Genomic DNA, 26,336 nt, shown 5'->3' on the forward strand with positions numbered 1-26,336 from the left:
CCATGACGAAGATCGACACCAGCAGCCCGGAGAACGTGCTGCCCACCCCGTCGCACACGGTCGGCCCGTTCTACGGGTACGCGCTCCCCTTCCCCGGCGGCGGTGACATCGCGCCCCTCAACCACCCCGACACCATCACCGTCCAGGGCTATGTGCTGGACGGCGAGGGCAAGCCGCTGCCGGACGCGTTCGTCGAGCTGTGGGGGCCGGACCCGGACGGGAAGATCTCCACGACCGACGGCTCGATGCGCCGCGACCCCGCGAGCGGCGGGTTCCTCGGCCGCAACGGCGTGGAGTTCACCGGCTTCGGCCGCATCCAGACCGACGCCAACGGCCACTGGTACGCGCACACGCTGCGGCCCGGCGCCCGCGGGCAGAGCGCCCCGTACATCAGCGCGTGCATCTTCGCGCGCGGTCTGCTCGTGCACCTGTTCACCCGCATCTACCTGCCGGGCGACGAGGCGGCGCTCGCCGCGGACCCGCTGCTGGCGCAGCTCGCGCCGGAGCGCCGCGACACGCTGATCGCCGAGGACCAGGGCAACGGCACGTACCGTTTCGACATCCGCCTTCAGGGCGAGGGCGAGACGGTCTTCCTGGAGTTCACGTGATCCCTGCCGATTCCGACGGCGGGCTGCTGGCCCCCGGCTGGACGGGCTCCCCGGCCGCCTCCGCGACGAGCGACACCGCGTTCCTGCGGGCGCTGCTCGACGCGGAGGCCGCCCTCACGCGCGCGCAGGCCTCGCTCGGGCTCGCCCCGGACGGGGCGGCGACCGCGGTGACGGAGGCGGCGGACGTCGGCCGCTTCGACGTACGGTCCCTCGCGTCGCGCGCCCGCGGCGGCGGCAACCCGGTCATCCCGCTGGTCGCGGACCTGACCGAGGCGGTCGGCAAGGAGTACGGCCCGTACGTCCACCGGGGCGCGACCAGCCAGGACATCATGGACACCGCCATGATGCTGGTCGCGGTGCGCGCGCTCGGCCCGGCCCTGGAGGACCTGGCCCGCACGGAACGCGCGCTGGCCCGGCTGGCCGCGGAACACCGCGACACCGCGATGCCGGGCCGGACGCTCACCCAGCACGCGGTGCCGACGACGTTCGGGCTGAAGGCGGCGGGCTGGCGTGCGCTGGTCCTCGACGCACGGGACCGCCTCACGGCCGTACGGGACGGTCTGCCCGCTCAACTCGCGGGCGCGGCGGGCACGCTGGCGGCGTTCACCGCGTTCGGCGCGTCCGACCCGACGGAGCTGACCGCCGCGTACGCCCGGGAACTCGGCCTCGCCGAACCCCTCCTCCCCTGGCACACCCTGCGCACCCCGGTCGCTGACCTCGCCGGTGCGCTCGCCTTCACCGCGGGCGCCCTCGGGAAGATCGCGGCCGATGTGCTCGTCCTCGCCCGGACCGAGATCGCGGAGGTCTCCGAGGGCAGCGGCGGCGGCTCGTCCGCGATGCCGCACAAGGCGAACCCCGTACGGTCCACGCTGATCGCCGCGGCCGCCCGGCGCGCCCCGCAGCTCGCGGCCACGCTGTACGGCTCACTGGCCGCCGAGGACGAGCGCCCCGCCGGCGCCTGGCACGCCGAGTGGGAGCCGCTGCGCGACCTGCTCCGGCTGGCCGGGGCCGCGGCCCGGGACGCCACCGAGCTGGCGGAGGGGCTCCAGGTGCACGCGGACGCCATGCGCCGCCATCTGAACCTCACCCACGGACTGATCGTCTCCGAGCGGCTGGCCGCCGAGCTGGCCCCGGTGCTCGGCCGGGCCCGCGCCAAGGAACTCCTCACCGAGGCCGCGAAGCGCACCTACAGCGAGGGCCGGTCGCTGGCCGAACTCCTGGCGGAAGAGTCGGAGTTGAAGGACGTCGACCTCGGCGAGCTGACCGACCCCGCCCGTTACACCGGCTCCGCCGGAGCCCTGATCGACCGCGCTCTGGAGCGACGTTGACACACGCACTGCTGCACCACCGCACCGAAGGCTCCGAGAGCGCTCCCCCGCTGCTCCTCGGCCCCTCGCTCGGCACCTCGTACGCCCTGTGGGACAAGGTGGCGCCCGAGCTGTCGACCGCGCACCGGGTCGTGCGCTGGGACCTGCCCGGGCACGGCGGCTCGGCGGCCGGCCTGGTCGGCGCCGGGGCGACCGTGGGCGACCTCGCCGGCCTGGTGCTGCGGCTCGCGGACTCGCTCGGCGTCGAGCGGTTCGCGTACGCGGGTGTCTCCCTGGGCGGCGCGGTGGGCCTGCACCTGGCCCTGCACCACCCCGAGCGGGTGTCGTCCCTGGCCGTCATCTGCTCGTCGGCCCACTTCAACGGCTCGAAGCCGTGGGAGGAGCGGGCCGAGCTGGTCCGCCGCGAGGGCCTGGCCGGGCTCGCCGAGTCGGCGGACGCGCGCTGGTTCACGCCCGGCTTCGCCGTGCCCCGGCTGGTGGACGACCACCGGAACGCCGACCCGGAGGCGTACGCCGCCTGCTGTGACGCGCTCGCGGCGTTCGACCTGCGCGACCGGCTCGCGGAGATCTCCGTTCCGACCCTGCTGATCGCGGGCCGGGAGGACCCGGCGACACCGCCCGCGCATCTGCGGGAGATCGCCGACGCGGTGCCCGGCGCGGCCCTCGTCGAGATCCCCGGCGCCTCCCACCTGGCTCCCGCCGAGCGCCCGGAGGCCGTGCTGACGGCGCTGCGCACGCACTTCTCCGGCGGCGCCCTGCGGGGGATGGAAGTGCGCCGGGAGGTCCTCGGCGATGCGCACGTGGACCGCGCGCAGTCCCGGCAGACCGCGTTCACGGCCCGGTTCCAGGACTTCATCTCCCGCTACGCATGGGGCGAGATCTGGACGGACCCGACGCTGGCGCGCCGCGAGCGCAGCATGATCACCATGACGGCGCTGGTGGCGCACGGTCACTACGACGAGCTGGCCATGCATGTGCGCGCCGCCCGGCGCAACGGGCTCACCCCGGAGGAGATCGGCGCGGTACTGCTGCAGACGGCCGTCTACTGCGGGGTCCCGGCCGCCAACTCGGCGTTCGCGGTGGCCCAGCGGGTGCTCGCGGAGGAGGACGGGGAGCGGGCCTGACGAGATGAGCGGGTGTGGGGGTGGAGGAACGCGGATCCGCGTTCCTCCACCCCCACCGTCACATCGCGCTACGGCAGTTCCTCGAGCGTCTGCCGCGCCCGGGCCACCAGTCCGTCCGCCCCGCACGACCGCGCCAGCGTCAGGCCCTTGCGGACCTCCGTGGCCGAGCGGGCGGCGACGCCGTGCTCCACGCGGGCCGCGGCGTGCTCGTAGGCGCAGGGGGACGCCTCCAGGTAGGCGACCGCCTGGGCGTACAGCGCGACGGCACGGGGGCCGGTCTCCAGGGCCGCGGCCACCCGGACGGCCTCGCCGATGGCCGTGTCCGTGCCGAAGCGTTCGGCCTGGCGGCGTACGGCGACGGCGAGTTCGGCCGCGCGGCGCGGGTCCTCATCGGCCAGCGCGCGGGCGAGCTCGCCGGCCCAGGGCGCCAGGACCGTGTTGTGGTGGCCGCGGGCCATGGCGGCCTTCTCCGCGGCCTCCAGTTCGTTGACGCCGTCCTCCCGGCGGCCGGTGGCGAGCAGCAGCCGGCCGCGGACGGTGCGGCAGTCGGGCAGCACGATGGTGGAGGGGTACGGCGGTGCGAAGCCGTACCGTTCCGCGATCTCCCACGCCTCGTCGACGTGGCCGCGGGCGAGCAGCGTGTCGACGAGGTTGCATGTGGCGGTCCAGTACAGCGGCAGCCCGCGGCCGACCCGCTCGGCGATGCGCAGGGACTCGCGCAGGGACGTCTCGGCCTCCCGGAGCCTGCCGCGTCTGCGGTGCCCGAGGCCGACGTAGGCGTGCGCCAGGGAGAGGTGGCCGCCGCTCCAGCCCGCGGTCTCATAGGCGTGCAGGGCCTCGGTGTAGAGGCTCTCGGCGCGGTCGAGCCGGTCCGCGTACGCGTAGCAGTTGGCCAGCATCAGCAGCAGTTCGATGCCCCACTCGGTGTCGGTCCAGCCGAGTCCGGGGGCGAGCCGGCCGTTGACGAGGGCGTGGTCGCAGAACTCGACGACCTCCTCCGCGTTCTCGCCGCGGGTCATGGCGTCGAAGCCGCGCAGGATCAGCAGCGCGCGCTCGGAGTTGTCCCGGCCGGTGCACGTGGCGGCGAGAGTGGCGAGTTCGCGGGAACGGGCCGGTGAGTGTCCCTCGCCCGCGTGAATGCCCTCCCACATGTAGTGCACGGCCTGGAGCCGCATCCGGGCGGGTCCGGGGCCGAGCCGGGCGGCCTCCGCGTCGACGGTGCGGACGGCCTCCTCCAGCTGGTCGTTGTGCAGCAGCGCCTGGGAGAGACGGTAGACGGCGTCCACGCGTACGTCGCCGTCGAGGCCGGGCATGGCGAGCGCGGCCTGCAGGTACTCGATGGTGGTGGCGGGCGAGGTGAGCAGGGTGGCGCAGCCCAGCTCGTAGAGCACGCGCGCGTGGATGTGCCTCTCGGGCGGTTCCAGCAGGGCCCGCTCCAGGCAGCGGCGGGCCGCGTCGGGGGCGCCGACGGCGAGGTGCTCGCGGGCGGCCTCGCGCATCTGCTGGACCAGTTCGGCGTCGTCGTCCGGGTGCACTTCGAGGAGGTGCCGGGAGGCGGCCGCGGCGCCGAGGCCGGAGTCGGCGACGACCTGGGCGGCGACGCCGTGCATGGCGGTGCGCAGCGCGTCCGGGATGGAGTTGTAGACGGCGCTGGCGATCAGCGGGTGGACGAACTCCAGCTCGCCGTCGCCGAACCGCCGGGCCGCCGGGCCGCCGGGTCGGTCGGGGAGAGGATGCGGGCCGCGGTGAGCAGTCCGGCGCAGCGCGCGGCGTCCTCGCGGCGCATGGTGGCGAGGGTGGCCACCAGGTCCACGGAGATGCCGGTGCCGAGGATGGCGGCGGCCCAGGCGAAGCGGGTGGCATCGATGCCGAGGCCCTCCAGGCGGGCGACCAGACCGCGGCCGCGTGCCGAGCGGTTCAGGGCGCGCAGCTCCGTCGCCGAGCCCTCGACCGGTTCCAGGCCGCTGTCCTGGACCTTGGCCAGCAGTTCCACCGTCTCGTACGGGTTGCCGCCGGTGACCGCCCACACCTCGCGGCAGAACGGGGCGTCGGCCTGCGCGCCGACCGTGGCGCGGGTGAGCCCGGCGGTCGCCTCGGGGGTCAGCGCGCTCAGCATGGCCGCCGGGCGGGCCGCCGCGGCGGCCACCGCGTCGAGGTGCCGGGCACGCTCGCCGCCGGCCTCGCCCGGCCGGTGGGCGACCACGACGAGCACGGACTGCTCGGTGAGGCGCTCGGTGAACGCGGCCAGCCACTGGAGGGTCTCCTGGTCGGCCCAGTGCGCGTCGTCGACCAGCAGGACGAGCGGCCAGCAGCGCCGGGCGAGCCGGGTGACGGCCGCGACGAGTCCGTCGCACACGCCCTGCGGGTCGGCCTGCCGGTCGCCCGGCTCCGCTATGCCGAGGGCGGGTCCGGCGATGCCGTACCAGTCGCCGAGGTACTCCCGTGCCTCGTCGGGCATGAGCGAGACGAGCGCGGGCTGGAGCAGCTGCCGTACGACATTGAAGGGAACGGAGGTGACGGTCTCGCCGCCGCGCGCCGCCCACACGGTGCAGCCGAGGGCCTCCGCCATCCGGCGGGTCTCGCCGAGGAGCGCTGTCTTGCCGATCCCGGCCTCGCCGCTGAAGACCAGCAGGCTCCCCCGTGAGGCGTGGTCCTCGCGCAGGGCGTCGACGGCCTCTCTGACGGCTGCGAGTTCCTCGTCGCGCTCCCACAGGGAGGCCGAGGCGACCGCTCCCGGCGCTGCCTCCGTCATCCCGCTACCTCCCCAGGTCGCCCAAACGACGTACGGCTTTCGAGCGTAGCCGTCCTGTGGCCGCGATGGCGGACGGTCGGTACACCTGTGGCCATCACGGGTGACACGGGACATCCGGGGACGACGCGACAGGCCACCGACCAGCCGTGGTGAAAGTTATTGACAGTCAACAGCCGCTGAACTGAAGCTTATTTTCCAACATCGTCCGCCCGTCCTCCGTCCTCCGCCCTCCGCCCTCCGCCCTCCGCCCCGTCTCCGGCCCTCTCCGGGAGGAATCGGCATGACCACCTCCGCGCCCTCCCCCAGGGCATCCCGCAGGGCGCTGTTGGCGGGCTCGGTGGGCAACTTCATCGAGTGGTACGAGTTCGGCGTCTACGGCTACTTCGCCACGGTCATCGCGGCCCGCTTCTTCACCCCGGAGGGCGGCAGCGAGATCGAGGCCCTGGTGAAGACGTACGCGTCGTTCGCGCTCGCCTTCTTCTTCCGGCCGGTCGGCGCCGCGCTGTTCGGCCGGCTCGGTGACCGGTTCGGGCGCCGCCCGGTGCTGATCCTGGTGATCTCGCTGATGACGGGCGCGACGACGCTGATCGGCGCGCTGCCCACGTACGCGGACGTCGGCGTCCTCGCCCCGTGGCTGCTGACCTTCCTGCGCGTGCTGCAAGGACTGTCCGCGGGCGGGGAGTTCGGCGGCGCGGTGTCGGTGATGACGGAGTTCGCCCCGCCGGGCCGGCGCGGGCTGTACGGGTCGTGGCAGTCGTTCACGGTGGCGCTGGGGCTGCTGGGCGGGGCCGGGGTGGCGGCACTGCTGGCCACGGTCCTCAGCACGGAGGAGCTGAACTCCTGGGGCTGGCGGCTGCCGTTCCTGCTGACGCTGCCGCTCGGGCTGGGCGCGCTGTGGCTGCGGCTGCGGCTGGACGAGACGCCGGCGTTCCGGGCGGAGCGGGCGGCGGTGCGGCCGCCGCCCCGCGCGGTCGCGGCGGCGATCGCCCTCGGCGCCGCGCGCATCATGGGCTGGGCGGCGGCCGGTTACACCTTCCTCGTGGTCCTCCCCTCCTATCTGCAGAGCAGCCTGGACGCCACGTTCCAGCAGGCGCTGGTGGCCACGGTGCTGGCCAACCTCGGCTTCGCCCTCACCATCGTCCCCGCGGGGTGGCTCAGCGACCGGGTCGGGCGGCGGCCGGTGATGCTGGCGGGCGCGCTGCTGGTCACGGCGCTCGCGCTGCCGCTGCTCGGCCTGCTGCAGGACGAGGGCACGCCGAACGGGGCCAAGGGCGCGGCGGTGTGCCTGGCGGGCGCGGTGGTGGGGCTGATGGCGGGACCCGGTCCGACCATGCTCGCCGAGATGTTCCCGACGACCGTCCGCTACACGGGCCTGGGCCTGGCCTACGCCCTGTCCAACGCCGTCTTCTCGGGCAGCGCGGGCCTGATCATCACGGAGACGATCGAGCGGACGGGGAACGTGGACATCCCGGCGTACTACGCGGCGGCGACGTGCGCGGTGAGCGCGCTCGCGCTCCTGCCGTCGAGGAAGCCGGGGAAGCCGTGGAAGCCAGGGGGGTCGAGGGAGCCGAGGGGGCCGAGGGGGCGGAGGTGCGGGTGATCGGGCTGATGTCGGGCACGTCGTACGACGCCGTCGACGCCGCGGCGGCGGATCTGGAGCTCGCCGGGGACACGCTCACGCTCAGGCCGCTCGGGCACCTCGGCGAGCCGTACGACGACGGGCTGCGCGCGTCGCTGGCCGCGGCCCTGCCCCCGGCGGCCACCACCCTCGCGGCGGTCTGCCGGCTCGACACGCTGATCGGGCGGGCCTTCGCGGCGGTCGCGGCGGAGGCGGACCGTCAACTGTGCGGCGGGCGCGCGGAGCTGGTGGCCTCGCACGGCCAGACCGTGTACCACTGGGCCGACCGGGGCACGGTGCACGGCACCCTCCAGATCGGGCAGCCCGCCTGGATCGCCGAGGCGACCGGACTGCCGGTGGTCTCCGGCTTCCGGCCGCGCGACATCGCCGCCGGAGGGCAGGGCGCCCCCCTGGTGAGCCTGGTGGACCTGCTGTGGCTGCGCGGCCGGCCGGGCACCCCGGTCGCGCTGAACCTCGGCGGCATCGCCAACCTGACCGCGCCGGACGGCACCGCGTTCGACACCGGGCCGGCATGCGCCCTCCTCGACACGGCGGTACGCGAGCGCACCGGCGGGCGTCTGCCGTACGACGTGGACGGCGCCCTCGCCGCCCGGGGCACCGTGCACGGTCCGCTGCTGACCCGGCTCCTCGACGAGCCGTACTACGCGCTGCCGCCGCCCAGGACGACGGGCAAGGAGCTGTTCCACGGCGGTCATCTGCGCGCCGCGCTGGCGGGGTTCCCCGGACTGCCGACGGAGGACGTGGTCGCCACGCTCACCCGGCTCACCGCCCGCACGGTCGCGGACGCGGTGCGCTCCGTACGGGCCACGGAGGTGTTCGCCTCCGGCGGCGGCACCCGGAACCCGGTGCTGATACGCATGCTGGGCGAGGAGCTGCCGGGCGTGCCGCTGCGCGTCTCCGACGCGCTGGGCCTGCCGGCGGCCGCGAAGGAGGCGTACGCGTTCGCCGTGCTGGGCTTCCTGACGGTGCACGGGCTGCCGGGCACCGATCCGGTGAGCACGGGCGCGCGGCACGCGAGCGTGCTCGGGTCGGTCACCCCCGGACGCGGCGGGCTGCCGGTGGTGCCGCGCGCCGGGCGGGCGCCGGTGCGGCTGGTGGTGACGTGAGCGGTTGACGGAACACGGGAGCAGGGGCCGGCCGGCAGCCGCGGCCCCTCTCATCCGCTTTTCAGCCTGACCTCATACCGTGGCCCCATGACGCAGGTGACTCCTCCCGGCTGGTACCCCGACCCGGGGCAGACAAGTGACGGCCCCGCCACCGAGCGCTGGTGGGACGGCAACGCATGGACGGACCGGATCCGGCCCGCGGAGGCGGCCCCGGCCGACGCCGCGTGGGGTCCACCGGCGCAGCCGCCGGCCGCCGGCCCGTACGCCCCCTACCCGCCCGGCCCGGTCCCTCCGGCGCCCGGCGCGCGGCGCGGCCTGCACACCGGCATCGCCGTCGGCGTGGCCGCGGTGGTCCTGGGGTGCATAGGCATCGGCACGTACGCCCTCACCGCGAACGACGGCGACAACTCCGCGAGCTCCTCCCAGGGTCCGGGCGGGCAGAACGGCCAGGGCGGTCCCGGCGGACAGGAAGGACCGGGCGGACAAGGCGGCCAGGGGGGACCCGGCGGCGGTTCGGGCGGCTCGGACGGCGGTGTGCCGGCGCCGGGCGGGTCCGCGCAGCCGCAGGTCGAGGACGGGTACGCCGTCGACTCGATGAACGGCATCGGCATCCCCGTACCCGACGGCTGGTCGGCCTCGGCGCTCTCGGTGGGTGCTCAGATCACGGCCGACGGCGCCTACGAGTGCCCCGGCGACACCTCCAAGTCGTGCACGCCCGGGGGCGCCTACTCGGCACCGGCCGAGGCGCTGGGCCTGGAGGCGACCACGGCCGAGGCCGCCGCCAAGGCGGACATCGAGGAGAACGCCGAGGAATCCTACGGCGGCACGACCTACGGGAAGATCACCTCGCATGAGGAACTCGTCTCCGAGGCGGTGACGGTGGCCGGGCAGAAGGGCTACGCGGTCCGCTGGAAGGTCGTCACGCAGCAGGGCGCCGACGGGTACGTCCAGTCGCTCGTGTTCCCGGCGCCCGCCGACCCCGACCGGCTGGTCGTGGTCCGCTTCGGCACCGACGCCGGCTCCGGCGCGCCCGGGCAGGCCGTCATCGACGAGATCACCGAGGGCATCAAGAAGGTCTCCGGCGGCGGCAGCGGCCAGAACGTCTGACGGGCCGCGCGCAGCGGCGGCCCGGAACAGCCGGCGAGCCGCGGCGCCGGCCACGAGGCTTCAGCCGGGTGGGATCCCTCTCCGCTCAAGAAGGACCCCACCCGGCCGGGGGGTGCGCGCCGCCCCCGTCCCCACGGTGCGGCGCGGCCGGGTCCGCGCGTCCGGTCATCCCTCGGACGGCGGCCCGGGTTCTAGGTGCCGTCCTCCGACGGCTTGTCGCCCGGCGGCGTGGGGCCGAGCCCGAGCGCCGGGAGCACCGCTGCCTCCACGAACCGGGTGAGATACGTCTCGTCCGCGTACTGCCCGTCCAGCACCGGGCGCATCCGCAGCACGCCCAGGATCTGCGCGGGCACGTACTCCAGCGCGGGGTGGTCCGCGGCGATCTCGCCCCGGGCGACCGCACGGTCGATGATCTTCCGCAGCGCGGCGAGCTCCGGCTCGACGAAGGCGTCCCGCAGCGCGCGCTGCAGCTCCTCGTCCTGCGTGATCGCGTGCGCCAGCGCCTGGAGGAGCCGTGTGTCCCGGCCGGACCGGGTGCCGCCCTCCCGCGCCACCTCGCGCAGGTCCCCGGCGAGGGAGCCGGTGTCGATGTCCGCGAACCGGGGGCAGCGGCTGGCGCGCAGCGCGGCCGCCACGAACTGCGGCTTGGTCTTCCACTGACGGTACAGGGTGGACTTGCTGCAGCGGGTGCTCGCGGCGACGCCCTCCATGGTCACCGCCTCGTAGCCGCACTCGCGGATCTGGTCGAGCACGGCGTCGAAGAACTCCCGCTCACGCTCGGGCGTGAGCTTGGAGCGGCGCGAGGCGACGGCCGACTCCGGCCCGGGACCGCCCGCTGCCTGCGACGTCATGGCTCCTCGCTTTCCGACTGACCCGTTGTTTCGCTCTGTCCAGCTCTCCGATACGCCAGTGTACCGATACGACCGCGTATCGGTACACTGGCGTATCGAAACCGCCCCGTATCGGTACTGATGTGTATCGCTGACACGTACAGCTCGCTGTGTACCGGTACGGCCGCGGCGAGCACCAGAAGCCGGCGCACCCGCCGGCCCGACCACGGACGAAAGGGCCGGGGATGAAAACCCGAACCGCACCGGCGGCACGCGCGTCCGACGCGCCCGCACGACGGCAGTCCCCGCCCGGCCCGGCCGTACCCCCGCAACGCCCCACCGTCCCCCCGGACCCCTCCCCCGCCGCACGCCCGCCGCTCGTCCGTGAGCTGCTGCTCGTCGCGGGGCTCTTCCTCGTCTACAAGTCCGGCCGGCTGCTGGCCAACGGGCACACCGGCGAGGCCTTCCGCAACGCGCACCACGTGTGGAGCTGGGAGCGGGCGCTGCACCTGCCCGGCGAGGGCGCGATCCAGTCGCTGCTCCTGCACGGCGACGGCCTCATACGGGTGGCGAACACCTACTACGCGGCCGTTCACTTCCCCGCCACCGCCGCCTTCCTGGTCTGGCTCTATCTGCGGCGCCCGGCGCACTACGTGTGGGCCCGCCGGGCGCTGGCCGCCGTCACCGCCGCCGCCCTCGTGCTGCACCTCGCCTTCCCCCTCGCACCGCCGCGCATGCTCGACGTGTCGGGGCTCGTCGACACCGGGCGGGTGTACGGACCCACGGTGTACGGGGCGGCGCCGGCCACCGACACCATGGCGAACCAGTTCGCGGCGATGCCCTCGCTGCACTTCGGCTGGGCGCTGATGGTCGCGATCGGCCTGATCGCGGCGACCCGGTCGCGCCTGCGGTGGCTCTGGCTGCTGCATCCGCTGCTCACCCTGCTGGTGATCGTCGGCACGGCCAACCACTACTGGCTCGACTCGCTCGTGGCCTCCGCGCTGCTCGGCCTCGCCCTCGCCGCGGTGCGCTGGGCACGACCGGACGCGTCCGGTGCCGGGCGGACCCGGCACCACAAGCTCCTGCCGTCCGACCGTGTCGCCCTGGCGGGAGCGGGCCGATGAGTGCCTTCCTCGTCGCCGTCGTCCTGTCGCTGGTCTCGGCGGTCGCGTACGCCGCCGCGGCCGTCGCCCAGGAACGGCTGGCGTCCCGCAGCGGCGGCGCGGGAGCGCTGCGGATGCTGGCGAGCGGGGCGTGGTGGGGCTCGGTCGCGCTGAACGCGGCGGCCGCCCTGCTGCATGTCGTGGCCCTGAAGTACGGCCCGCTGACCGTGGTGCAGCCGCTCGGCGCGCTGACCCTGGTGGCCGCGGTACCGCTGGGGGCGCGGCTGGCCGGACGGCGGGTGAGCGCCGTGGAGTGGCGGGGCACGGCCCTCACGCTCGGCGGGCTGGCCGCGCTCCTGGCCGCCGCCTCCGGGCCCGCCCCCGACGACGTACTGAGCGTGCCGGAGGCGCTGGCGGTCGCCGGGGCGACGGCGGCGCTGATCGGGCTGCTGGCCCGGCCCGGCACCCGGCCCGGGCTGCGGCACGCGACCGCGTCCGGCGTCGCCTCGGGCGTCGCGTCGGCGCTCACCCAGACCGTGACGGTGGCCGCGACGGACCGCTCGGGCTCGCCGTTCGACGCCCAGGTGATCGGCGTCGCCGTGCTGGTCGCGGTGTTCGCTGCGGGCGGGCTGCTGCTGTCGCAGACCGCCTACCGGGACGGTCTCGGCGCCCCGCTCGCCGTGGTCACGCTGGCCAATCCGGTGGCGGCCGCGGTGATCGGCCTCTCCCTGCTCGGCGAGCAGCTGCGGGGCGGTGCCGCGGGCCTGCTGCTCGCCCTCGCCGGGGCGGTGGCGGCGGCACTCGGCGTGGTGGCGCTGTGCCGCTCGGCACCGGAACCGGCCCCTGCCACCGCCGCCACCGCCACCGGGCAGTCACCCGCCGGCCCGGCCGGCGAGGAGCACCCGGTCGCCGCGGTCCTCGCGCTGCCCGCGCACCCGGTTCCGCACGAGCCGGCCCGGCTGCCGAGGCAGCCGGGCACCCGTCTCACGCGCCTCTAGCGCGACCGGTGCGACATCACCGCCCCAGCGCGCCGATCGCCGGGTCGCTGACGCCCGCCCGCCCGTTCTCGACGTGCCCGGCGAACCGGCGCAGGAAGCCGGAGTCGCCCTCGGAGGTGACGGTCAGGTCGTACCAGCGCCTGCTCGCGCGCAGGTCCACGGTGTGACGGACGGTGGCGCCGGCCCGCACGCGCACCGTGCGGGGCCGCCCGCCATATCCATCGACGATCTTCAGGCTCACCGTGCCGGAGCCCTTGTTGGTGAAGGACAGCTCGATGTCGTCGCCCGCGTGCCGGGCGGTCACCTCGGGACCGGCCGCCCCGCCCGGACCCCGGAAGACGCGCAGGAAGCCGTTGGGGCCGTGCACGGTCAGGTCGTACGAGCCGTTCGAGTACGCCGCGTTCCAGGTGTCGGAGACGCGCTTCCCCGCCTCGGTGGTGTACGTCCACGGGCCGTCCGTGCGGTTGCCGGAGGTGACGTGGAAGGCGGCTCCCGCCCTGGCCCCGGAGGCGAAGGTCAGCGTGAACGTCCCGGCCGCCGGGTCCGCCGAGCCGTCCACGGACGGCGCGTACCTCAGCGGGCGGGCGGGGCGCAGCCCGCGCTCCTGCCGGGGCAGGCGCGCGTCGGACGGCGGCGTCGGACGGTAGTCGGGGTGACGGTCGCGGTCCTGCGGCTCGTACGCGTCGGTGTCCGGCAGCGCGGCCGGCCTGCTGTCCTTGCGCGAGAAGTCGAAGGCGCTGGTCAGGTCGCCGCAGATGGCCCTGCGCCAGGGCGAGATCTGCGGCTCGCGGACCCCGAAGCGGCGCTCCATGAACCGGACGATGGAGGTGTGGTCGAAGGTCTCGGAGCAGACGTAGCCGCCCTTGCTCCACGGCGACACGACCAGCATCGGCACGCGCGGGCCGAGGCCGTAGGGCCCGGCGACCCGGCTGCCGCTGCCCGGGAAGAGGTCGAGGGAGACGTCGACGGTCGACTTGCCCTGCGCGGCGGAGGCCGGCGGCAGCGGCGGCACGATGTGGTCGAAGAAGCCGTCGTTCTCGTCGTACGTGATGAACAGTGCCGTCTTCGCCCAGACCGCGGGGTTGGAGGTGAGCGCGTCCAGGACCTGCGCGATGTACCAGGCGCCGTAGTTGGAGGGCCAGTTCGAGTGCTCGCTGAAGGCCTCGGGGGCCGCGATCCACGAGATCTGCGGCAGCCGGTCCGCCTTCACGTCCGCCTTCAGCCGGTCGAAGTAGCCGTCGCCCGCCTTGACGTCCGTACCGGTGCGGGCCTTGTCGTACAGCGGGTCGCCGGGCTGGGCGTTGCGGTACTTGTTGAAGTAGAGGAGGGAGTTGTCGCCGTAGTTGCCGCGGTAGGCGTCGGATATCCAGCCCCAGGAGCCCTTCGCGTCCAGGCCGTCGCCGATGTCCTGGTAGATCTTCCAGGAGATCCCGGCCCGCTCCAGGCGCTCGGGGTAGGTCGTCCAGTCGTAGCCGAGTTCCTCGTTGCCGAGGACCGGGCCGCCGCCCTTGCCGTCGTTGCCGGTGTGGCCGGACCACATGTAGTAGCGGTTCGGGTCGGTGGAGCCGATGAACGAGCAGTGGTACGCGTCGCAGACGGTGAACGTGTCGGCGAGCGCGTAGTGGAACGGGATGTCCTCGCGGGTCAGGTACGCCATGGTGGTGGTGCCCTTGGCGGGGACCCACCGGTCGTACTTGCCGCCGTTGTAGGCCTCCTGCCCGTCGGGCCAGCTGTGCGGCAGGCCCTCCAGGAACTGCATGCCGAGGTCGTCGGCCTCGGGGTGGAAGGGCAGCAGTTCGCCGTCGCCGTCCGGCTGGTGCCAGACCGACTTGCCGTTCGGCAGGGTCACGGGGTGCGGGTCACCGAAGCCGCGGACGCCTCTGAGCGCGCCGAAGTAGTGGTCGAAGGACCGGTTCTCCTGCATCAGGACGACGATGTGCTCGACGTCCTCGATCGTCCCGGTGCGGTGGTTCGCGGGCAGCGCTGCGGCGCGCTCGATGCTGCTCGAGAGCGCGGTGAACGCGGTGGTGGCACCCGCGAGCTGGAGGAATCGGCGCCGGTTGACTTCGGGCATGGGTGGGTGACCTCTTGTCCTGGTGTGATGCGACGGATGGAACGCGTGCTGGGAGTGATCAAAGGGCAGCGAACTACGGGGAAGGGGCTGTGTCGTCCGTGTGACGCGCGGTGGTCCGCGGTGCGAACACCACCGGCCGGCCGTCGGCGGCAGGGGGTCCGCGGGCGCGCCCCCAGGTCAACCGCGTGTCGCGGTGCCGGGGAGAACGGCCGGCGCCCGGCCCGTGGGCGTCGCCGTACCCGCCACGCACAGGTCGGCCTCGATCCGGCACACCGTGGCCAGCAGCTGGGGCAGCAGGTCGCGGCGCACCGACTCCGCGGAGCTGCGGCCGGCGGGCACGGGGATGTTCACCGCCGCGACCACCTCGCCGTCCCGGTCCCGCACCGGGGCGGCGACCGAGCGCAGCCCCTCCTCCAGCTCCTGGTCGACGATGGCGTACCCCTGCCGCCGTACCCGCCGCAGCTCCGTCCTCAGCTGCTCCGGCGAGGTGACGGTGCGCCCGGTCAGGGGCCGCAGTTCGGCCCGGGCGAGCCAGGCGTCGACCTCCTCGTCCGGCCGGTGCGCGAGGAGCACCCGGCCCACCGATGTCGCCTGGGCCGGGAAGCGGGTGCCCACGGTGATCGTCACGGTCATGATGCGCCGGGTGGGCACCCGCGCCACGTACACGACGGCGTCCCCGTCGAGGACGCACAGCGACGACGACTCCCCCACCTGCTCCACGAGCCGCTCCAGATGCGGTGCGGCCAGCTCGGGCAGCGTGAAACTGGACAGATAGGCGTAGCCGAGTTCGAGCACGCGCGGGGTGAGCCGGAACAGCCGGCCGTCGGTGTGGACGTACCCGAGGTCGGCGAGGGTGAGCAGGAAGCGGCGGGCCGCCGCGCGGGTCAGCTCGCAGGCGCGGGCGACCTCGCCGATCGTCAGCGACGGGTGCTCGGCGTCGAAGGCCCGGATGACCGCGAGCCCGCGCTCGAAGGACCGGACGAAGTGCGGTTCGCGGGCTCCCACAGGCATCGCCGCCTCCATCGTCGCCGCCACGAGGACACGCGGAAGAGTGCGTTCTGTACGCACGAGGGTGCGTTCTGCGCACGCTAGGAGTCCGCTTCCTGAGCTGTCAACGGCCTTGCGCGCCAAGGGCATTGACCCTGCCGGGCCGGGGCCTTACGTTCCCGCTGAGCACTTCAGTGCGGTCTGCGCACACCCGTACGCACAGCCTGTCGAGGAACATCGGGATCCCTCCAGGAGGAGTCATGCGTCGTCTGCTCGCCGGCCTCGCCGTCGGCACCGTACTGGCCGCCCTGCCGGCCTGCGGTTCGTCCGGCTCCGACGACGAGCCCGCGGACAAGGAGTCCGGGGGCATCACCACCGTCAAGGTCGGCATCATCCCGATCGTGGACGTGGCGCCCCTCTACCTTGGCGAGAAGAAAGGCTTCTTCGAGGAGCGGGGCCTGAAGTTGTCGCTCAGCCCCGCGCAGGGCGGCGCGGCGATCGTGCCGGGTGTGGTCAGCGGCCAGTTCCAGTTCGGCTTCTCCAACGTGACCTCGCTGATGATCGCCCAGAGCAACGGCGTACCCGTCAGGGCCGTCGTCAACGGCGCCTCCTCCTCGGGGGTGGAGGGCGAGGACTTCGGCGGGCTGATGGTGAAGAAGGGCAGCCCCGTCAAGACGCCGAAGGAGCTGGAGGGAAGAAAGGTCGCCGTCAACACCCTGAAGAACATCAACGAGACGGCGGTGCGCAACTCGGTGCGCCAGGACGGCGGCGACCCCGACAAGGTGGAGCTCGTCGAGCTCGCCTTCGACCAGATGCCCGCGGCCCTGGAGAACGGCCAGGTCGACGCCGCCATGGTCGTCGAACCCGCGCTCGCCACGATCAAGGCACAGGGCGGCACCGAGATCGCCTCGTCGCTCGTCGACATCGCCGACAAGCTCACCGTCGCCATGTACTTCACCTCGGAGAAGTACGCACAGGAGAACCCGGAGCTGGTGAAGAGATTCCGGGAGGCCACCGCGGAGTCCCTCGCGTACGCCGACGCCCATCCCGACGAGGTCCGCGAGGTCGTCACCACCTACACGAAGATCCCGGCGGCAACGCTGGAGCAGGTGACGCTGCCGAAGTGGCCCGCCGAGGCCAACCGCGCCTCGATCATGGCCCTCCTGAAGCTGGGCAATGAGGACGGGCTCTTCAAGAAGTCGCCCGACCTGGACGCGCTGCTGCCGTGAAGGACGGACACCTCGACGGTGCCCCACCGGAGCGGGCGCGGGGCGGTCCCCCGGGCCTGACGAACGCCGCCCTGGGCGCGGCCGGCCTCGGGGGCTTCCTCGCCCTGTGCGAGGCGGTGCCGCGGCTCGGCGTCGTCTCCGCGGAGTACTTCCCGCCGGTCAGCCGGATCGCGGACGCGCTCGCCGGCGAGCTCGGCGACGGCGCCTTCTGGACCGCGCTCGGCGACACGCTCACCGGGTGGGCACTGGGGCTGGCGATCGCGGTGACGGCGGGTGTCCTCGCGGGGGTCGTGATCTCGGTCGTCCCGTATCTCCGGGAGGCGACGGCGTCCACGATCGAGTTCCTGCGGCCCATTCCGTCGGTCGCCCTGATCCCCCTCGCGGTGCTGCTGTACGGCACCGAACTGCGCTCGGTGCTCCTGCTGGTGGTGTACGCGTCCTTCTGGCAGGTGCTGCTCCAGACCCTGTACGGCGTGCGGGACGTCGACCCGGTCGCCGAGGAGACGGCCCGCGCCTACGGCCTCGGCACCTGGGCCCGCGTCCGGCACGTCCTGTGGCCGACGGCCCTGCCGTACGTCATGACGGGCGTGCGGCTGGCCGCCGCGGTCGCGCTCATCCTCGCGGTGACCGCCGAACTCGTCATCGGCGCACCCGGGCTCGGCGCGCGCATCGCGGTCGCACAGACCTCTCAGGCGGTGCCGGAGATGTACGCGCTGGTGGTGGTGACCGGAGTGCTGGGGCTGCTGATCAACGTGGGCGCGCGCACGGTGGAGCGGCGGGCGCTGGCCTGGCACCAGTCGGTGCGCGGGGAGGTGGCGGTGTGAGGCGCCTGGCACGAGGGCTCGCCCTCATGCTCGCTCTTCCCGCGCTGCTGGTGACGGTGTGGTGGTTCGCGTCGGCGGACAGCACCGACGTGTACTGGCCCCCGCTCCGTACGATCCTGACCACGTTCCCGGACGTGTGGACGGGCGAGCGGCTCCGCGCCGACGTGCTGCCGAGCCTGCTGCGGCTGCTGGCCGGGTACACGGCGGCGGCCGTGCTGGGTGTCGCGCTGGGCACGGTCATCGGCTCCTGCCGGCGGGTGCGGGCGGTGTGCGAACCGGTGCTGGAGTTTCTCCGCGCGGTGCCGCCGCCGGTCCTCGTGCCGGTCATCATGCTGTTCGCGGGCATCGGCGACACCATGAAGGTGGCCGTGATCGCGAGCGGCTGCGTCTGGCCGGTCCTGCTCAACACCGTCGAAGGCGTACGGGCGGTGGACCCGGTCCTGGCCGAGACGGCCCGCGGCTACGGCATCACGGGGGCCGCCCGGCTGCGCCACGTCGTGCTGCGCTCGGCGAGCCCGCAGATCTTCACGGGACTGCGGCAGGCGCTGTCCATCGGGATCATCCTGATGGTGATCAGCGAGATGTTCGCGGCCAGCAACGGGCTCGGCTTCACCATTGTGCAGTTCCAGCGGCAGTTCGCGATCCCCGGCATGTGGACGGGCATCCTGCTGCTCGGACTGCTCGGGTTCCTGCTGTCGGTCGTCTTCCAGCTGGTCGAGCGGCGGGTGCTCGGCTGGTACCACGGTCTGCGCGCGTCCTCACGGCGGTCGTCGTGACAGGTGCCGAGGGTCTCGTGAAAGGGCGGGTCATGCTTGACGTACGGGGGCTGGGCAAGGTCTACGAGGGATCCGGCCGCCGGGTGGAGGCGGTACGGGACCTCACCTTCACGGTCGGCGCCGGGGAACTCGTCTGCCTGGTCGGCCCGTCGGGCTGCGGCAAGACCACCCTGCTGAAGTGTGTGGCCGGGCTGCTGGCGCCCACGGCCGGTGAGGTACTGCTGCGGGGCCGGCCGGTGACCGGTCCGCCGCCCGGCATGGCGGTGGTCTTCCAGGAGTACGGGCGCTCCCTGTTCCCCTGGATGAGGGTCGCCGAGAACGTCGGACTCCCGCTGAAGCAGAAGAAACTGCCCGGATCCCGCCGTCGCGACCTGGTCGCCGACGCGCTGCGGTCCGTCGGTCTGGCGGACGCGGCGGGGGCGTACCCGTGGCAGCTGTCGGGCGGGATGCAGCAGCGCGTGGCGATCGCCCGCGCGCTCGCGTACGAGCCGGACGTGCTGCTGATGGACGAGCCGTTCGCGGCGGTCGACGCGCAGACGCGCGCCGATCTGGAGGACCTGGTGCGCGGGCTGTGGCGGGAGCGCGGCATCACGGTCCTCTTCGTCACCCACGACATCGACGAGGCCGTCTACCTCGGCGAACGCGTCCTGGTGCTGTCCGCCTCCCCGACCGTCGTCCAGGAGCAGCTGAGGATCGACCTGCCGCCGGAGCGGGACCAGCTGCACACCCGCGTGGCCCCGCGCTTCGCCGAGCTGCGCACCCATGTGTACGCACAGGTGCAGGCGGCGAAGCGCGGGACGGCAGCGGTGCCGACGGCGGACGCGCCCACCGTTCCGGGACGAACCCCGACGCCGCCGGCGACCTGAACGCCGGCGGTGTCGGGGTTCTTGGGGAAGGCCCGCGAGGCTGTCACGCCTCCGGAGCGGGCACCACGCTGAGATGGGTCGCCGTACGCCGGGCGCGCCCGGTCCCGCGCGACGAGCCGGACGCCGTACGCCGGGCCTCGCGCAGCACCAGCGTCAGGCGCGTGTATCCCATGTCCTGCAGGGTCTTCGGGGTCTCACCGACGACTCTGCAGTCGGTTCTGCCCCAGCGCGGGTCGGGGTGGAGCAGCGGGCGCACGGCGCCGTCGTCCTCGGCGGCGCCGGGGCCGACCGCACGGATCCAGTGCGGCAGGCCCTGGCGGTAGGCGGCGTCCATGATGGGGTCCTGGGCGATGTCCCGGCGGATGGACTGCAGGCCCCGGTCCTGGCCGTGGCGCTCCACGGCGGCGGCGAAGCCGGCCAGCATCGGCAGGCACCAGCTGGACTCGTGCTCGCCGAGCACGGTGGCCGCGTCGGGGTGGAAGAGCACGAATCTGAGGAAGTTGTCGCCGGGCATGGCCGTCGGGTGCGGGCCGACGCCGTGGAACAGCTTCTCGTACGCGCTGTTGGACAGCACGACGTCCCAGCGGTGGTCGAAGACGACGGACGGGAAGGGGACGGCCTCCAGGTAGGTGGCGTAGTCGTCCAGGTACGCCTGCGCCTCGGGACGTGTGGGGACGGGCCGCGGTGCGGACCGCTGCCCTCCTGCCTGATATGCCATCGGGAGGTCACCCCTCTTGCCTCTGCGGCCTTCACGTGGCGTCTTGATCCTGTCGCCCGTGAACGAGCCGTGTCAACTATCGTGGCATTCGGTGCCCGTTGACGGCTGAATCTCGCCACAATTGTGGCGAGACCTGGATGCGAGTTCGAGTCTGGGGCTAATCTCCACGCAGTTCACGGTGGTTGCCGGTGCCGGCGACCTCGCGTCCCGGGTCGTTCCGCACCATCATGAGATTGGCTTGAGAGAGACGTGGGAGATCTGTCGGTGACGGATGGCTTCGAGGGTCCGGACGCCGCGGCGTCGGTGGTGCTGCCGGCCGTCGTGGCCCGTGTCACCGCGCTCGCCGACCGGCTGGGCGTGCCCCATGAGGAGATCTTCGACGGGCACCGCCTCTCGGTGGCCTCCGGTGTTCCGGAGCCCGTGGTGAAGGCCCTGCTCGGCGGCCGGCCCGCCGGGGAACCGGATGTGCAGGCGCGCTTCCTGCAGCGTCTCGACCTGCTGCGGCGTACCCGTCTCAAGCCCAACGGCCGCAAGTACACCCAGCAGGAGATCGCCGACGGGGCGGGCATGTCGCGCCAGCAGGCGGGCGCCCTCATCAACGGCGACCGGCGGCCCACGATGGAGCACTGCGACGCCATCCAGCGGTTCTTCCGCGTGCACGCGGGGTTCCTCACGGCCGAGGACCCGGAGGCGCTCGCGAGCGTGCTGATGCGCACCGAGCAGGAGCTCCTCCAGCAGCTCGCCGACCGTGAGCGCGAGGCCGCGCGCGGCGAGCGGGCCGCCGACGATCCGCTGGAGCGCCTGCTGCAGAACCACGGTGTCCGCGGCATCGCCTGGCGGGCCGCTCAGCTGCCCACCGACCAGCACCGCGACAAAGTGGCGGAGTGGCTCGACATGCTCCTGGAGAGCGTCAAGCGACCCGAGTCCTGAATCGGGGGAGAACTGTGGGCATCGGAAGGGATATGCGCCGTCTGTGCGGCGAGTTGGTCGGTGAGCTCTCGCTCACGGCGCCGGCGGAGCCGGCCGTTCTGCGCACCGCGCTGTGCGACGCCATGAGCAGACGCCGCGGCCGTCCCGTCCGCCACCGTACGGCCCCCTTCCCGCCCGGCACCGCCAGCGGGCTGTGGCTGGACATGGCCGACCAGGACCTGATCGTCATCGAGGAGCGCACCGCGCCCGACCACCAGCTGGTGATCCTCGGCCATGAGTTGTGGCACATGCAGGCCGGGCACCACGGCCATGACCTGGAAGGCGCCGTGGTCGCGGCGCGGCTGGCGAACGACGAGGCGGATCTGCGGGCGACCGTGCTGAAGGTCGCGGCGCGCACCCGGTTCGACCTGAGCGAGGAGCAGGACGCGGAGAGCTTCGGGCTTCTGCTGGCCAGCAAGTGCCGTACGTGGCTGGCCGGTTCCGCGCTGCGCGGACCCGTGCAGCGCGACCATCTCGCGGGCCGGATCGAGACCTCGCTGGGGTATCACGGGCCGCAGGGCTGAGGGGTCCGGCAGGTCCTGAGGCTGCCGCGGCGCGGGGTTCCGGCCCGGCCGGTGGCGGCTGTCGCCATCGGGGGGCGGGCTTCGCAGGCACCGCAGGCGGTAGTGAGCACCGCAGGTGATGAGAGGCACCGCAGGCAGCGGCGGGCGCCGCAGAGGGTGACGGGCGGCGCAGAGGGTGACGGGCGGCGTAGCCGGTGGCCGCCGGAGGCATCAGGTGGCGCTGCGTTCGCTCGCCTCCTTCAGGTCCTCTCCGACGGCGCGGCTGTGCGCGGTGTCCGGCCGGCCGGCCGCTGTCGCCGGGCGGCCCGCCAGCAGCAGTTCCCGCCAGTGCTCGCGGCTCCAGTCGGCCGGGAGCGTGCCCCCGACGAAGTCGTCGACGAGGGCGAGGAAGCGCGCGGGATCGGTGTGGAACGGGAAGTGGCCCGCCCCTTCGAAGATCTCCAGCCGGCTGCCGGGCATCGCCTCGTGGGCACGGTAGGCGTGCCGTACCGGCACCACGCTGTCCCGGTCGCCCCACATCAGCATGGTCGGCATGCCCTCGGTCAGATAGCAGCGGTCCAGCATGGTCACCGCCTGGCCGCGCCAGTCGACCACGGCCCGCAGCGTACGGATGAAGGCGTTGCGGGAGGTCGCGTCGGGCAGCGCGTCCACCAGGGTCAGCAGCTCGGGCGCGTCCTGCCCCAGATCGGTGTCCAGGAACCTCATCAGCCGGGCGAACAGCTCCACTTGGACCCGCATCCCGGGCAGCCTCAGCAGGGCCAGCAGCAGCTGGGCGCCCGGCAGCGACACGGCCCGCAGCACGGGGTTCACCTCACGGCCCACCCCTCCGGCGCTGACCAGGATCAGCCGCTCGGTGCGCTCGGGGAACTGGTAGGCGAACTGCATCGCCACGCCGCCGCCCAGCGAGTGCCCGGCCAGGGTGGCGGACTCGATGCCGAGCGCGGTGAGCAGGTCGCGCACCCCGTTGGCGTACGCGGCCACGGAGTAGTCGGCCCGCGGCTTGTCCGAGGCTCCGTGGCCGAGGAGGTCGGGCGCGATCACGGTGTGCCGGCGGGCGAGGTCGGGGATGACCTCGGCCCAGGTCGCCGAGGAGTCGCCGATGCCGTGGATGAGGACGAGCGGGGGGCCCTCCCCGGCCAGGCGGTACGCGCGGCGGTAGCCGTGTACGACCCGGTGGCGCAGTTCCAGCTCCCCGTCGGCGACCGACCGCAGACGGGCACAGAGTGGGCGCCGGCGCGGTGCTTCGTCCACGGGCTGCCTCCTGTCCTCGGGCCGCCGCGGCGGCCGAAGGCGTCCCCTCCGGTACCTCCGGCGCGAAACGCCCGCTTTTCCAGGGGTTTCGTGAGGATTCCCCTCCGCTGAGCGGGCGAACCTCCGGGCACGGGAACGGGATTGTCAGTGGTGGGCGGCAAGCTGGGGGTGTGCCACCGCCGTGCCGGCGGCGCACATGCCGATGGAACCGTCCTGACCCGTCCGACCAGGGAGAGCCGTCCGATGCAGACCGCCGTACTGACCGACCGCGAACGCGCCGCCGTCCAGGCCTATCTGCGGCTGACGCGGACCGTACGAGCCGCCTTCGACGGTCCGCCGAACGGAGACCGGCCACCGCTGGTGCCGACCGTCGCGCTGGCGGAGGCCGAAAGGGCACTGACGGCAGCCGGGTTCGCGGGCAACGAGGAGGAATTCTTCCGGCTGCTCAGGAGCTGGTGCGCCGAGGTGTGACCGCGGTGGCGGTGGCGCCGGCCCACTGGGGTCACCCCGATCACCGGGTTCCCGGGACCCCCGCCGGGAACGGCACCCGCACCGCCGTGGCCACCAGACCCCGCCGCACGATCCAGCGGCCGTCGAAGGCCGTGATCCGGCGGCCGTTCACCACGGGCCCGGGGACGAGGAGTTCGGCGCGGAAGGTGCCCGTGCGGGCGCCGGGGTCCGCGGACACGTCGATGTCGGCCTCCGCGAAGTCCAGCCACTTGCCCGTGAGGGGGAACCACGCCTTGTAGACCGACTCCTTGGCACTGAACAGCAGCCGGTCCCAGTGCACACCGGGCCGGCCGGCCGTCAGCCGGCGCAGCCGGTCCTCCTCGGCGGGCAGGGCTATCGCCTCCTGCACGCCCTCCGGGAGGGGCGCGTGCGGCTCGGCGTCGATGCCCAGGGAGGCGAGGTCGGCGGCGCGGACGAGCGCGGCGGCGCAGTAGCCCTCGCAGTGCGTCATGCTGCCGGTCAGCCCGGCCGGCCAGACGGGCGCGCCCCGCTCGCCGGGCAGAATCGCCTGCGCGGGCACGCCGAGCTTCTCCATGGCCCGGCGGGCACAGCCGCGCACGGCGGTGAACTCGCGGCGGCGCTTGTGCACCGCCCGTGCCATGAGCGCCTCCTCCTCGGGGAAGAGCACCGCGCCCCCGGCCGTGTCCGTGCCGTCGTCCGCGCCGGCCCGGTCGTGGTCGTCGTCATGTCTCTCCACGACCACGACCGGCTCCGGGAGCAGCTCCTCGATCACCGGGTCCGACCTCCATCGGCAGAATGCGGCGCGGCCTTCCCGGCGGTTCCGGGCGCGGGCGCCACTCGCGGGGATAGCCCACCGACACCTCCTCGAAGCGGACCCCGTCCAGCCGGGTGGTCCGCGGGATGTGCAGATGGCCGTAGACCATCGCGGCGACACGGAAGCGGCGGTGCCAGTCGGCGGTCAGCCGGGTGCCGCACCACATCGCGAACTCGGGGTAGTGCAGGACGTCCGTCGGGTGCCGGTCCAGGGGGTAGTGGTTGACCAGCACCGTCGGCAGCTCCGCGGGCAGCTCGGCGAGCCGTCGCCCGGTCTCGGCGACCCGCGCCCAGCACCAGGCCTCCCGGCTCGGGTACGGATCCGGGTGGAGCATGTGCTCGTCGGTGCACACGACCCCCGTCCCGTACGCGTACGCCAGGCCCTCGTCCTTCGTCGTACAGCCCGCGGGCAGGAACGAGTAGTCGTACAGGAGGAAGAGCGGGGCGACGACGACGGGGCCGCCCGGGCCCTCCCACACCGGGTACGGGTCCTCGGGCGTCGTGACGCCCAGTTCCCGGCAGAGCTCGACGAGATGCGCGTACCGTGCGGCGCCGCGCAGGGTGACCGGGTCCTTCGGGTGGGTCCACAGCTCGTGGTTGCCGGGGGTCCAGACGACCTTGGCGAAACGGCCGGCGAGGGTCTCGAGGGTCCAGCGGATGTCGGCGACGGTCTCGGCGACGTCCCCGGCCACCAGGAGCCAGTCGCCGTCGCTCTCGGGACGGAGCCCCTCCACCAGCGCACGGTTCTCGGGATAGGCGACATGGAGATCGCTGATGGCTAACAGACTCCCCGTGCGGCCGGCCGTCGGCTCCACCCTCGCTCCCTCCACTGACCCGTTGGTAACACGAGATCACATAGGCGCACCGCCGGACAAGTGCGCCCCCGCCCAGCCCGCGGGTGCGTCCGCCGCGTCCGGCACACAGGATTAACACGCGCGTGACAGAAACAGGGGTCCGCGTGGCTCTATGATCGCCCCTACCACCACCGCCGCGCCCCGTCGTCAGCGTACGGCGGTCGGGCGTACCCCACTCCCCCTGGCCGGGCACGGCCCGCTCCCCCCTGCCCGCGAACCCTCGAAAGGCGGCCTGCATGGTCTCTCGCGTACGCGTCTGGCTCAACCGCACGTACGCGGAGAACGTGTTCTTCATGGATCAGCTGAGAAGCAATCCGCAGGGCCGCCCGGTCGAGATCCACGCCACCCACGGCGACCCCGACTCCCCCGTGCTGGCCGCCGCCGACACCGCCGAGCTGGAACCGGAGGGCCTGTCCCCGGCCGCGTACGTGGAGTACGCCCTCGACCAGTGCCGGCGGCGGGGCGTCGACGTGTTCGTGCCCCGGCTGCACCAGGCGGCCGTCGCCGCGCACCGCGCGGACTTCGCGGCCGCGGGCACGGCCCTGCTGGCGCCGCCCGCGGAGGCCGTCCGGGTGTTCGAGGACAAGGTGACGGCGTACGAGGCCGTCGAGGCGCTCGGGGTGCCGGTGCCGCCGTACCACCGCGCCCGGAACGCGGACCAACTGCTCGCCGCTGTCGAGGAGTTGGAGGCCGCCGGGCACACGGTGTGCTTCAAGCCGGCGGCCGGCGCGGGCGGCGTGGGCTTCCGGGTCGTGACCCGCGCCCCGTTCTCGCTCGCACATCTGAGCGGGTTCCCTGGCCCGTACGTGCCGCTCGACCTGGTCGTGGCGGCGCTGCGCGGGGCCGGGGAGCCGGTCGACTGGCTGGTGATGCCCCGGCTGGCGGAGCCGGAGGTGTCCGTGGACTGCCTCACCGGCCCCGACGGGCGGGTCCGCATGGCGGTGGGCCGCACGAAGAACGGCCGCCGCCGCGGCTTCACGCTGCACCCGTCGGTCATCGAGCCGGCCCGCCGGATCGCGGAGGGCTTCGGCCTGCACTACCTGACGAACATCCAGTTCCGCATGTTCGGGGACGAGCCGGTCCTCATGGACGTCAACACCCGCCCGGCGGGCGGCCTCCACCAGCTGTCCCTGTGCGGTCTCAACGCGCCCTGGGCGGCGGTGCGGCTGGCGCTCGGCGAGGACCCGGGCGAGCTGCGTCCGCAGCGCCTCGGCCAGGACTACGCGGTCGTCTCCGGTCCCCGCCCGGTGCGCCCGGTGTCCCTGCCCTACCAGCGTCCGGATGCGGCCGCGGGCTCCGCCGCATCCGCCGCCCCCGCCGTGCGGCCGGCGTCGACGGGCAGCCCGCTGGCGGTGTGAGCGGCCGGGCCGCGGGCGGCCTCACCG

The 26,336-nt window shown here is 73.8% G+C and carries 23 protein-coding genes and 1 pseudogene; 16 read left to right on the forward strand and 8 right to left on the reverse strand.

What is annotated here, in order from left to right; genetic code table 11:
- Window positions 1-2: 2 nt before the first annotated feature.
- Genes pcaG through pcaDC form a run of 3 tightly spaced genes read left to right on the forward strand, consistent with a single transcriptional unit; the run spans window position 3 to window position 3,060 of the window.
- Window positions 3-608, forward strand: a complete 606-nt coding sequence (gene pcaG, locus IE242_RS33795) for a protocatechuate 3,4-dioxygenase subunit alpha (RefSeq protein ID WP_189866272.1) — start codon at window positions 3-5, stop codon at window positions 606-608.
- Window positions 605-1,936 carry a 3-carboxy-cis,cis-muconate cycloisomerase gene (gene pcaB, locus IE242_RS33800; RefSeq protein ID WP_189866275.1) on the forward strand — a complete coding sequence of 444 codons (1,332 nt, stop codon included), beginning with the start codon at window positions 605-607 and terminating at the stop codon, window positions 1,934-1,936. The genes pcaG and pcaB overlap by 4 nt, the downstream gene beginning before the upstream one ends.
- Window positions 1,933-3,060 (forward strand): bifunctional 3-oxoadipate enol-lactonase/4-carboxymuconolactone decarboxylase PcaDC, encoded by a 1,128-nt coding sequence (gene pcaDC / locus IE242_RS33805; RefSeq protein WP_189866277.1) that lies wholly within the window; start codon window positions 1,933-1,935, stop codon window positions 3,058-3,060. Before pcaB ends, pcaDC begins: the two co-directional genes overlap by 4 nt.
- Window positions 3,061-3,128: 68 nt before the next feature.
- Here the strand turns inward: pcaDC and IE242_RS38730 are convergent.
- Window positions 3,129-5,812: pseudogene (locus IE242_RS38730) on the reverse strand (ATP-binding protein).
- 280 nt (window positions 5,813-6,092) lie between these two features.
- On the opposite strand from IE242_RS38730, the gene IE242_RS33815 reads away from it, so the two are divergent.
- From IE242_RS33815 to IE242_RS33825, 3 genes are all read left to right on the forward strand, one after another.
- Window positions 6,093-7,412 carry an MFS transporter gene (locus IE242_RS33815; protein ID WP_189866279.1) on the forward strand — a complete coding sequence of 440 codons (1,320 nt, stop codon included), beginning with the start codon at window positions 6,093-6,095 and terminating at the stop codon, window positions 7,410-7,412.
- On the forward strand, window positions 7,403-8,557 hold the full coding sequence (locus tag IE242_RS33820) for an anhydro-N-acetylmuramic acid kinase (RefSeq protein WP_189866346.1): 1,155 nt from the start codon (window positions 7,403-7,405) through the stop codon (window positions 8,555-8,557). Before IE242_RS33815 ends, IE242_RS33820 begins: the two co-directional genes overlap by 10 nt.
- 87 nt (window positions 8,558-8,644) lie before the next feature.
- A complete protein-coding gene (locus IE242_RS33825) occupies window positions 8,645-9,664 on the forward strand; it encodes a DUF2510 domain-containing protein (protein ID WP_189866281.1) in 1,020 nt (339 codons plus the stop codon).
- A gap of 191 nt (window positions 9,665-9,855) precedes the next feature.
- On the opposite strand, the gene IE242_RS33830 is transcribed toward IE242_RS33825, so the two are convergent.
- Window positions 9,856-10,515: a TetR/AcrR family transcriptional regulator gene (locus IE242_RS33830; RefSeq protein ID WP_189866283.1), complete on the reverse strand. Its 660-nt coding sequence runs from the start codon at window positions 10,513-10,515 to the stop codon at window positions 9,856-9,858.
- 224 nt (window positions 10,516-10,739) lie between these two features.
- Between IE242_RS33830 and IE242_RS33835 the strand changes: the two genes are divergently transcribed.
- Together IE242_RS33835 and IE242_RS33840 are read left to right on the forward strand one after the other, a co-directional pair.
- Window positions 10,740-11,618 (forward strand): phosphatase PAP2 family protein, encoded by an 879-nt coding sequence (locus tag IE242_RS33835; RefSeq protein ID WP_189866285.1) that lies wholly within the window; start codon window positions 10,740-10,742, stop codon window positions 11,616-11,618.
- The gene (locus IE242_RS33840; RefSeq protein WP_189866287.1) at window positions 11,615-12,595 is read left to right on the forward strand and encodes a hypothetical protein; all 981 of its coding nucleotides are present in this window, start codon (window positions 11,615-11,617) and stop codon (window positions 12,593-12,595) included. The genes IE242_RS33835 and IE242_RS33840 overlap by 4 nt, the downstream gene beginning before the upstream one ends.
- 16 nt (window positions 12,596-12,611) lie before the next feature.
- Here IE242_RS33840 and IE242_RS33845 read toward each other — a convergent pair whose 3' ends face one another.
- Together IE242_RS33845 and IE242_RS33850 are read right to left on the reverse strand one after the other, a co-directional pair.
- Window positions 12,612-14,669: a phosphocholine-specific phospholipase C gene (locus tag IE242_RS33845; RefSeq protein WP_189866289.1), complete on the reverse strand. Its 2,058-nt coding sequence runs from the start codon at window positions 14,667-14,669 to the stop codon at window positions 12,612-12,614.
- Window positions 14,670-14,846: 177 nt separating this feature from the next.
- Window positions 14,847-15,680: an IclR family transcriptional regulator domain-containing protein gene (locus IE242_RS33850; RefSeq protein ID WP_189866291.1), complete on the reverse strand. Its 834-nt coding sequence runs from the start codon at window positions 15,678-15,680 to the stop codon at window positions 14,847-14,849.
- A 236-nt stretch (window positions 15,681-15,916) separates the two neighbouring features.
- Between IE242_RS33850 and IE242_RS33855 the strand changes: the two genes are divergently transcribed.
- Genes IE242_RS33855 through IE242_RS33870 form a run of 4 tightly spaced genes read left to right on the forward strand, consistent with a single transcriptional unit; the run spans window position 15,917 to window position 19,351 of the window.
- Window positions 15,917-16,885, forward strand: coding sequence for an ABC transporter substrate-binding protein (locus IE242_RS33855; RefSeq protein ID WP_189866293.1), 969 nt, complete (start codon window positions 15,917-15,919; stop codon window positions 16,883-16,885).
- A gap of 56 nt (window positions 16,886-16,941) precedes the next feature.
- Window positions 16,942-17,709: an ABC transporter permease gene (locus IE242_RS33860; RefSeq protein WP_229859797.1), complete on the forward strand. Its 768-nt coding sequence runs from the start codon at window positions 16,942-16,944 to the stop codon at window positions 17,707-17,709.
- 26 nt (window positions 17,710-17,735) lie between these two features.
- Window positions 17,736-18,485, forward strand: a complete 750-nt coding sequence (locus IE242_RS33865) for an ABC transporter permease (protein WP_189866350.1) — start codon at window positions 17,736-17,738, stop codon at window positions 18,483-18,485.
- 32 nt (window positions 18,486-18,517) lie between these two features.
- Entirely contained in the window at window positions 18,518-19,351 is an 834-nt protein-coding gene (locus IE242_RS33870) for an ABC transporter ATP-binding protein (RefSeq protein WP_229859792.1), read from the forward strand.
- Between the two features lie 43 nt (window positions 19,352-19,394).
- Here IE242_RS33870 and IE242_RS33875 read toward each other — a convergent pair whose 3' ends face one another.
- Window positions 19,395-20,069 (reverse strand): MmyB family transcriptional regulator, encoded by a 675-nt coding sequence (locus IE242_RS33875; RefSeq protein ID WP_189866295.1) that lies wholly within the window; start codon window positions 20,067-20,069, stop codon window positions 19,395-19,397.
- Window positions 20,070-20,333: 264 nt separating this feature from the next.
- Between IE242_RS33875 and IE242_RS33880 the strand changes: the two genes are divergently transcribed.
- Together IE242_RS33880 and IE242_RS33885 are read left to right on the forward strand one after the other, a co-directional pair.
- Window positions 20,334-20,999: a helix-turn-helix domain-containing protein gene (locus IE242_RS33880; protein WP_189866297.1), complete on the forward strand. Its 666-nt coding sequence runs from the start codon at window positions 20,334-20,336 to the stop codon at window positions 20,997-20,999.
- Window positions 21,000-21,031: 32 nt separating this feature from the next.
- The gene (locus tag IE242_RS33885; RefSeq protein WP_189866298.1) at window positions 21,032-21,562 is read left to right on the forward strand and encodes a toxin-antitoxin system, toxin component; all 531 of its coding nucleotides are present in this window, start codon (window positions 21,032-21,034) and stop codon (window positions 21,560-21,562) included.
- Between the two features lie 210 nt (window positions 21,563-21,772).
- On the opposite strand, the gene IE242_RS33890 is transcribed toward IE242_RS33885, so the two are convergent.
- Window positions 21,773-22,813, reverse strand: a complete 1,041-nt coding sequence (locus IE242_RS33890) for an alpha/beta fold hydrolase (RefSeq protein ID WP_189866300.1) — start codon at window positions 22,811-22,813, stop codon at window positions 21,773-21,775.
- A 243-nt stretch (window positions 22,814-23,056) separates the two neighbouring features.
- Here IE242_RS33890 and IE242_RS33895 point away from each other — a divergent pair, with 243 nt between their 5' ends.
- Window positions 23,057-23,284 (forward strand): hypothetical protein, encoded by a 228-nt coding sequence (locus IE242_RS33895; protein ID WP_189866302.1) that lies wholly within the window; start codon window positions 23,057-23,059, stop codon window positions 23,282-23,284.
- Window positions 23,285-23,324: 40 nt separating this feature from the next.
- Here IE242_RS33895 and IE242_RS33900 read toward each other — a convergent pair whose 3' ends face one another.
- Window positions 23,325-24,056 (reverse strand): 4'-phosphopantetheinyl transferase family protein, encoded by a 732-nt coding sequence (locus IE242_RS33900; protein WP_189866304.1) that lies wholly within the window; start codon window positions 24,054-24,056, stop codon window positions 23,325-23,327.
- Window positions 24,007-24,912: a metallophosphoesterase family protein gene (locus IE242_RS33905; RefSeq protein ID WP_189866306.1), complete on the reverse strand. Its 906-nt coding sequence runs from the start codon at window positions 24,910-24,912 to the stop codon at window positions 24,007-24,009. Before IE242_RS33905 ends, IE242_RS33900 begins: the two co-directional genes overlap by 50 nt.
- A gap of 275 nt (window positions 24,913-25,187) precedes the next feature.
- Between IE242_RS33905 and IE242_RS33910 the strand changes: the two genes are divergently transcribed.
- A complete protein-coding gene (locus tag IE242_RS33910; protein ID WP_189866308.1) occupies window positions 25,188-26,309 on the forward strand; it encodes an ATP-grasp domain-containing protein in 1,122 nt (373 codons plus the stop codon).
- The last annotated feature ends 27 nt before the right edge of the window (window positions 26,310-26,336 follow it).

The sequence above is a fragment of the Streptomyces poonensis genome (assembly GCF_014650915.1).
Classification (GTDB): domain Bacteria; phylum Actinomycetota; class Actinomycetes; order Streptomycetales; family Streptomycetaceae; genus Streptomyces; species Streptomyces poonensis.

Bases quoted from the DNA above. Each gene is read 5' to 3' on its own strand.
- pcaG (WP_189866272.1), top strand. From the start codon at position 3: ATGACGAAGATCGACACCAGCAGCCCGGAGAACGTGCTGCCCACCCCG.
- IE242_RS33815 (WP_189866279.1), top strand. From the start codon at position 6,093: ATGACCACCTCCGCGCCCTCCCCCAGGGCATCCCGCAGGGCGCTGTTG.
- IE242_RS33825 (WP_189866281.1), top strand. From the start codon at position 8,645: ATGACGCAGGTGACTCCTCCCGGCTGGTACCCCGACCCGGGGCAGACA.
- IE242_RS33830 (WP_189866283.1), bottom strand. From the start codon at position 10,515: ATGACGTCGCAGGCAGCGGGCGGTCCCGGGCCGGAGTCGGCCGTCGCC.
- IE242_RS33835 (WP_189866285.1), top strand. From the start codon at position 10,740: ATGAAAACCCGAACCGCACCGGCGGCACGCGCGTCCGACGCGCCCGCA.
- IE242_RS33840 (WP_189866287.1), top strand. From the start codon at position 11,615: ATGAGTGCCTTCCTCGTCGCCGTCGTCCTGTCGCTGGTCTCGGCGGTC.
- IE242_RS33845 (WP_189866289.1), bottom strand. From the start codon at position 14,669: ATGCCCGAAGTCAACCGGCGCCGATTCCTCCAGCTCGCGGGTGCCACC.
- IE242_RS33850 (WP_189866291.1), bottom strand. From the start codon at position 15,680: ATGCCTGTGGGAGCCCGCGAACCGCACTTCGTCCGGTCCTTCGAGCGC.
- IE242_RS33855 (WP_189866293.1), top strand. From the start codon at position 15,917: ATGCGTCGTCTGCTCGCCGGCCTCGCCGTCGGCACCGTACTGGCCGCC.
- IE242_RS33865 (WP_189866350.1), top strand. From the start codon at position 17,736: ATGCTCGCTCTTCCCGCGCTGCTGGTGACGGTGTGGTGGTTCGCGTCG.
- IE242_RS33870 (WP_229859792.1), top strand. From the start codon at position 18,518: ATGCTTGACGTACGGGGGCTGGGCAAGGTCTACGAGGGATCCGGCCGC.
- IE242_RS33875 (WP_189866295.1), bottom strand. From the start codon at position 20,069: ATGGCATATCAGGCAGGAGGGCAGCGGTCCGCACCGCGGCCCGTCCCC.
- IE242_RS33885 (WP_189866298.1), top strand. From the start codon at position 21,032: ATGCGCCGTCTGTGCGGCGAGTTGGTCGGTGAGCTCTCGCTCACGGCG.
- IE242_RS33895 (WP_189866302.1), top strand. From the start codon at position 23,057: ATGCAGACCGCCGTACTGACCGACCGCGAACGCGCCGCCGTCCAGGCC.
- IE242_RS33910 (WP_189866308.1), top strand. From the start codon at position 25,188: ATGGTCTCTCGCGTACGCGTCTGGCTCAACCGCACGTACGCGGAGAAC.